Source organism: Cellulosilyticum ruminicola JCM 14822, assembly GCF_001311925.1.
Taxonomy (GTDB): Bacteria; Bacillota; Clostridia; order Lachnospirales; family Cellulosilyticaceae; genus Cellulosilyticum; species Cellulosilyticum ruminicola.
This window is the reverse complement of the sequence record NZ_BBCG01000133.1, coordinates 1-2,916: the sequence shown is the minus strand read 5'-3', so window position 1 is coordinate 2,916 and position 2,916 is coordinate 1. Positions and strand designations below refer to the sequence as shown.

The window sequence follows — 2,916 nt, the reverse complement described above, 5'->3', positions numbered from 1 at the left end:
TTATTAATCTACCTGTGGAGTAATCTGATACAGCACTTTTATTTAACTTTACAAATCAAGGTGTACTATATCTTTTATTAGAAACAATGTGTATTGCATTTTTAGGAACAATTATAGGAGCTGGTGGTATCGGGGGCACTATTAATTTTTGCGATGAATGCTTACAAGTGGAATCAAGTAGGGGCTATCCTAGCTGGACTTATTGTATTAGTATTAATTATTGAATGGTTTTCTGGAAAGATTCGTATTAAACTCGCAAGGGGGTAAGATAAATGAAAAGAATACTAAAGATGTATTATACATCAGATACACATGGTTATTTATTCCCAACAGATTATATTACTAAATCAGCTAGAGACATGGGAGTATTAAGTTGTATTAATGAATTTGAGAAAGATGGTAATACACTTATCTTAGATGGTGGAGATACAATTCAAGGTTCTGTATTTGTGAAATACATGTGGGAAAACTCAGAAGAAGGATTTCCTATTGCAGAAGCATTTAATACTGCACCATATGATTATATAGCACTTGGAAATCATGATTTTAACTATGATTATACAGGTCTTCAAAAATATTTAGAGACATTACATGCTGGCGCATTAGCTGCCAATGTAGTGGATAAAGCAGGTAAATTAAATTTAAAACCTTATGTGATTCATACACTTGAAAATGGATTAAAAGTAGGTTTAGTAGGAATCGTTACAGACTACGTTAACTTATGGGAAAGACCCGAACATCTTACAAACTTAGAAGTAAAAGATACTTTTGAAGCTGCAAAAGTGACACTAGAAGAAATTAAAGATCAATGTGATGTGACAGTATGTATTTATCATGGTGGATTCGAAGCAGACCTTACAACAGGGTTAAGCTTAGCAAAAGGTAAAGAAAATGTGGGTTATCGCATTTGTAAAGAATTAAACTATGATGTACTACTTACGGCGCATCAACATATGCCAGTAGAAGGCAGAATGTTACATGGTACTTATACGCTTCAATTACCAGCTAATGCACAAAAATATGCTGAAGTTTTAGTTGAAGTTAAAGAGAACGGTGAACTTGAAATCACTTCTACATGTAAAGCACCTAAAGCTATTGAAATGAGACCAAAGACTATTGCAGAGGTAGGAACTCATGGATCAGTGCAGCTTGCAAACAAATGGTTTAGTATGCAACAAGCAGTAGAAGAGTGGTTAGATAAAAAATTAGGTGGATTCACAGAAGAAATTCCAGACTTAGACAAATTAACATTAGCACTAGAAGGTTCTAGATTAGCTGATTTCTGCAATCAGTTACAATTAGAACTTTCAGGTGCAGATTTCTCTTGTATCAGCTTAGGGAACAATCCTATTGGATTTAAGAAAGAAGTGACAACAAGAGACGTTATGGGAGCATATCAGTTTCCTAATACAGTGAAAGTATTAGAAGTGGATGAGAGAGTACTTCGTCAGGCTTTAGAGCGTTGTGCTGAGTATTACACACTTGAAGCTAATGGAGAGGTAGTAATTTCAGATTGCTTCATTAATCCTAAAGTAGAACATTACAATTATGATTTCTTCGCAGGTTTAAGTTATACATTTGACCTTACAAAGCCTGTAGGTGAAAGAGTAGTAGAAATTTTAAAAGATGGTCAGACATTAGGTGATAAGAAATATACTTTAGCTATGAGCGATTATCGTGCAACAGGTACTGGCGGCTATGAATGTTACCAAGAATGTGAAGTAGTTAAAGAATATGATGTAGATATTCAAGCATTAGCCATTGAATATATTAAAAAACATCAAGTAGTAGAAATTATGGCAAAGCCTGATTTTAAAATTATTATAACTAAATAATATTTAAATAAGAGGGGCTGGATAAAGTTTAGTTTGCAGCAGTCCTTCTTATAATATCTCCTAAAAAATTGAAAAAAGTGTTGACAGAAGTAAACTATTAGTATACAATATGTATTGTCTTTAAGAAAATAAAATAATTTATGCGCGAGTGGCTCAGTTGGTAGAGCATCTCCTTGCCAAGGAGAGGGTCGCGGGTTCGAGTCCCGTCTCGCGCTCTTTTTAATAAAAAGCTTAGATATTTGATATCTAAGCTTTTTTCGTATTTAAAAATAAAAGTGCTATTATAACAAAAAAGGATATAATATGGTTTGAAAAGATTGATAAGAAAATTATAAAATGACGAATGTCTATAATAGAGGTATGAGTAGTAGAGAGGGGAAATAAATAGCTATAGGAGATTATAAAATGCAAGAGGCTAAATATAAGATATAGGATATGCGCGAGGTGAGAATATGAAGATTTATATTATAGGCTGCGTAGGCAGTGGAAAGACAACTTTAGCAAAGAAATTATCTAAGGAGATGGATATTCCTTATTATGAACTTGATAATATTGCTTATAGGAGAGAGTTAGGTAGAAGGAGACGCATAAGTCATGAAGAGCAGCTAGAACAATTAGATGAAATTGATAAGCAGGGAAAATGGATTTGTGAGGGGATATATCGAAAAAGTTATCATTGCCTATTGGATAGATGCGATAAGATTATTTATTTAGATACGCCTTTTGAAGAGAGAAGAAAAAATATTGTGATAAGATTCATTAAACAGCAATTAAGATTAGATAAATGCAATTATAAATCTGATTTTAAAATGCTTTCACTTATGTTACAGTGGAATAAAGACTTTGAAAAAACACTTCATATCTTTGAAAAAAGATTAAAATCTTATCAAAGCAAGGTCATACGCGTAAAAAATGTCCAAGATTTTACACAAAATAAATTGCTATAAATGATGTGTTTTCAAGGGTTTTGTGGGAAAAATAATAAAAGAAAGAAAAAACTTTAAAAAAGTTTATAAAAACGCTTGACGTATGTAATTCAATAGTGTAATATTATAAAAGTCGGCGGGATGCAAGCCGCTAA

At 32.5% G+C, this 2,916-nt stretch carries 2 protein-coding genes, 1 tRNA gene and 1 pseudogene; all 4 read left to right on the top strand.

Features of this window, described 5'->3' with window-relative positions; translation table 11 throughout:
* Positions 1–110 precede the first annotated feature (110 nt).
* Positions 111–267: pseudogene (locus JCM14822_RS24695) on the top strand (phosphonate ABC transporter, permease protein PhnE); the annotation flags it as partial.
* Between the two features lie 5 nt (positions 268–272).
* On the top strand, positions 273–1,835 hold the full coding sequence (locus JCM14822_RS18300; RefSeq protein ID WP_054744061.1) for a bifunctional metallophosphatase/5'-nucleotidase: 1,563 nt from the start codon (positions 273–275) through the stop codon (positions 1,833–1,835).
* 142 nt (positions 1,836–1,977) lie between these two features.
* Positions 1,978–2,050, top strand: a tRNA-Gly gene (locus tag JCM14822_RS18295).
* Between the two features lie 237 nt (positions 2,051–2,287).
* Positions 2,288–2,782, top strand: coding sequence for a P-loop NTPase family protein (locus JCM14822_RS18290; protein ID WP_054744059.1), 495 nt, complete (start codon positions 2,288–2,290; stop codon positions 2,780–2,782).
* The last annotated feature ends 134 nt before the right edge of the window (positions 2,783–2,916 follow it).